Source organism: Moorena sp. SIO3B2, assembly GCF_010692525.1.
In the GTDB taxonomy this organism is placed as follows: Bacteria; Cyanobacteriota; Cyanobacteriia; order Cyanobacteriales; family Coleofasciculaceae; genus Moorena; species Moorena producens.
In genome coordinates, this window is the sequence record NZ_JAAHHE010000609.1 from 1 (window position 1) to 2,837 (window position 2,837).

2 protein-coding genes and 1 pseudogene are annotated in these 2,837 nt (G+C 43.8%); 2 read left to right on the forward strand and 1 reads right to left on the reverse strand.

What is annotated here, in order from left to right:
• A pseudogene (locus tag F6K38_RS38775) lies at window positions 1–196 on the reverse strand (zinc-binding alcohol dehydrogenase family protein); the annotation flags it as partial.
• A gap of 442 nt (window positions 197–638) precedes the next feature.
• Between F6K38_RS38775 and F6K38_RS38780 the strand changes: the two are divergent.
• Window positions 639–1,082 (forward strand): hypothetical protein, encoded by a 444-nt coding sequence (locus tag F6K38_RS38780; protein ID WP_071106236.1) that lies wholly within the window; start codon window positions 639–641, stop codon window positions 1,080–1,082.
• Window positions 1,083–1,094: 12 nt separating this feature from the next.
• Window positions 1,095–2,837 (forward strand): NACHT domain-containing protein (locus F6K38_RS44640; protein WP_287360256.1); only part of this gene is annotated, 1,743 nt, incomplete at its 3' end.

Sequence of the window (2,837 nt, forward strand, 5' to 3'; positions counted from 1 at the left end):
CATCATACCCAATGACCTTTGTGCCCTTTTCTGGTGCCATCTTGGCGCGCACTTTCACGTCCACAGGATTGACCGAAATTCCCCGAACCTCCACCAACAGGTCCTGTGACCCTAATTCCGGTGTTTCCGTTTCAAATTCGATCAGCGCATCTGGTGCAGTGATTGGTCCAGCCTGATTATATCCGATGGCTTTCATATCTTGGTTATCCTTTTTTGACATCCTCCCGCCGATTCGATTCTATAGCAGTTTTTAGTTTAATACTGCTGCACTGCTCACCCTAAATCAACTTATGGGGAAAACCATGATATGTAAATTTTTGTTAAGTAATCCGGATTTGCTCCTCCAGCACCTGAAGTGAAGCAGTGATTACAGTTGCTGGAGTTATGGGATTGGCTTTTGGGGCACGCTACGCGAACGCATCCTCCTCCTCTAGCAGATATTGGTCATGGGGGGTGCTATAACAGCTGAAACTATCAACAAGATTGGCACGTCCAGTAAGCGATGGGAAAAAGTAGTGAAGAATATTCTTTCATGAAATAAATTTTACCAGTGATTTGCCTCTAAAGCTCTGTTAAGATAAGATGCAGCTGTTCCTCGTAGCTCTTAGACAAACACACAAGTTTAACAGATAGGTATTATGACAAATAATCCTGGTGGTATTTCTCAATTCAATACAGGTTCAATGGGGGTTGGACAGCAGGCGGCTACTGATGGTAGTAGCCAAAACCAGCAAATTACCTCCATTCAAGAACCTGGGTCAGTAGGGGAACAGGTTACCCAACAAGACATGCTGCAAATGTTAGCACAGCTAGATCAGATGGTTAGTTCGGCTGAAATTCCAGCAGAAATTAAAGAAGAAGTAGCTACATATTTGAGTGCTGCCAGAAAAGCTGTTGAGAAAGAAAAACCTAACAAAGAACGTGTAAAAATTAATCTAGAAGGCGTAGCAGAAGAACTAAAAGAAGCCAGCAATGACACGGAAGCTGGCGCAAATCTATTTAAAAAAGTTAAGCCTATCCTAGGGAAAGTTGTTGATTGGTTAGGTGCAGCCGCAGCTGGTTCTTTACTTGGTAGTCTTTAGTTTTCATGACTGATGAGTGAACCACCATCTCATGACCCCAATTCACAACACTCCCAGCCTGAGCCAAGTGTTCAACAGAGAAATTCAGGGTCAAGTGGCGTTGGACAACAAGCTGCTGGAACTGCAAAGGGTATTTTCCAGTTCCAGTGGATTGGTAATACCTTTAATTTTTTCTTTGGTGGTGCTAGCGAAAGTTTCACTCCTCAGCAAGAAGAGCATAACCGTAAGGCATTACTCGCTAAAGTCAAGAACTATTGGATCAAAGGCGTTCTGGAAAAATCCCTCTATCACCAGGTACTTATTGAATTGGGATTAGAAGAGAGACCCGATGCCATTCCTCATCCTTTGAGCGAAATTCCCGAAATCGATGAGGACTCACCTCTACCCCTCCGCGAAGGGACTAAAGTAATTGATATTTTTGACGAAATTGGTACAGGAGCAACCTTACTAATTTTAGGGGAACCAGGGTCAGGAAAAACCACAACATTACTGGAACTCGCCCGGGATTTAATTGCTCGTGCTGAACAAGACCCTAATCAGCTAATTCCTGTAGTATTTAACCTCTCCTCTTGGACAAATAAACGGGACAGGAGAAGCGATTGGTTATTAGAAGAATTGGGTAATAAATCTTACGTTCCCAAGGAAATTCGAGAAACTTTAGCAAAGAAACGGCCAGTACTAACATTCGCCGATTGGTTAGTAGAAGAATTGGGTAATAAATATGATGTTCCCAAGGAAATTCGAGAAACTTTAGTAAAGAAACAGCGACTACTACTATTACTTGATGGTTTGGATGAAGTAAAGGCAAACTATCGAGACGACTGTATCCTAGCGTTGAACCAATTCAAGAAAGATTATGGTGCCGAGTTGGTAGTGTGTAGTCGGATTAAAGACTATCAAGCCCTATCCAACCGTCTGAATTTTCAGAGTTCAGTTTGTATAAGATTGCTGACTTTAGAACAAGTTTGCTATTACTTGGATAGTGTTGGGACTGAGTTAACAGGTTTGAGGACATTAATTGCAAAGGATAAAGTATTAAAAGAATTAGCTCAGTCGCTCTTAATGCTCAATATTATGACCCTAGCTTATCAGGGAGTAGCAGTTGAGGATTTGCACAGAATTGACGTAGTGGAAGAACGGCGTAAGCAGCTTTTTTATGCATATATTGATAAAATGTTTAGGCGTCGTAAGACTAATCAACGATACAATAATGCGCAAGTAAAGCGTTGGTTAATTTGGATGGCGCAGAGAATGGTTGAGGAGTCGCAAACAGTATTTTTAATTGAAAAAATGCAGCCATATTGGCTAAGAAATAGAAAGCAAAAACGAATTTATAGGCTGATGTTCGGGCTGATGGGAGGGCTGATGGGAGGGCTGATGCTCGGGCTGATGGGAGGGCTGATGTTCGGGCTGAAGGGAGGGCTGATGGAAGGGCTGATGGAAGGGCTGAAGGGAGGGCTGAAGGGAGGGCTGATGGTCGGGCCGATGGTCGGGCTGATGGGAGGGCTGATAGAAGGGCTGATAGAAGGGCTGAAGGGAGGGCTGGATAAAGAGTTAACGGAAGAAATCAAAACAGTTGAAATACTTGATATTAATTGGAAAAAAATCTTAATTAACCGGGTGATGGAAGGGCTGATGGAAGGGCTGATGGTCGGGCTGATGGTCGGGCTGATGGTCGGGCTGATGGTCGGGCTGATGGTCGGGCTGAAGGAAGGGCTGATGGTCGGGCTGATGGTCGGGCTGATGTTCGGGCTG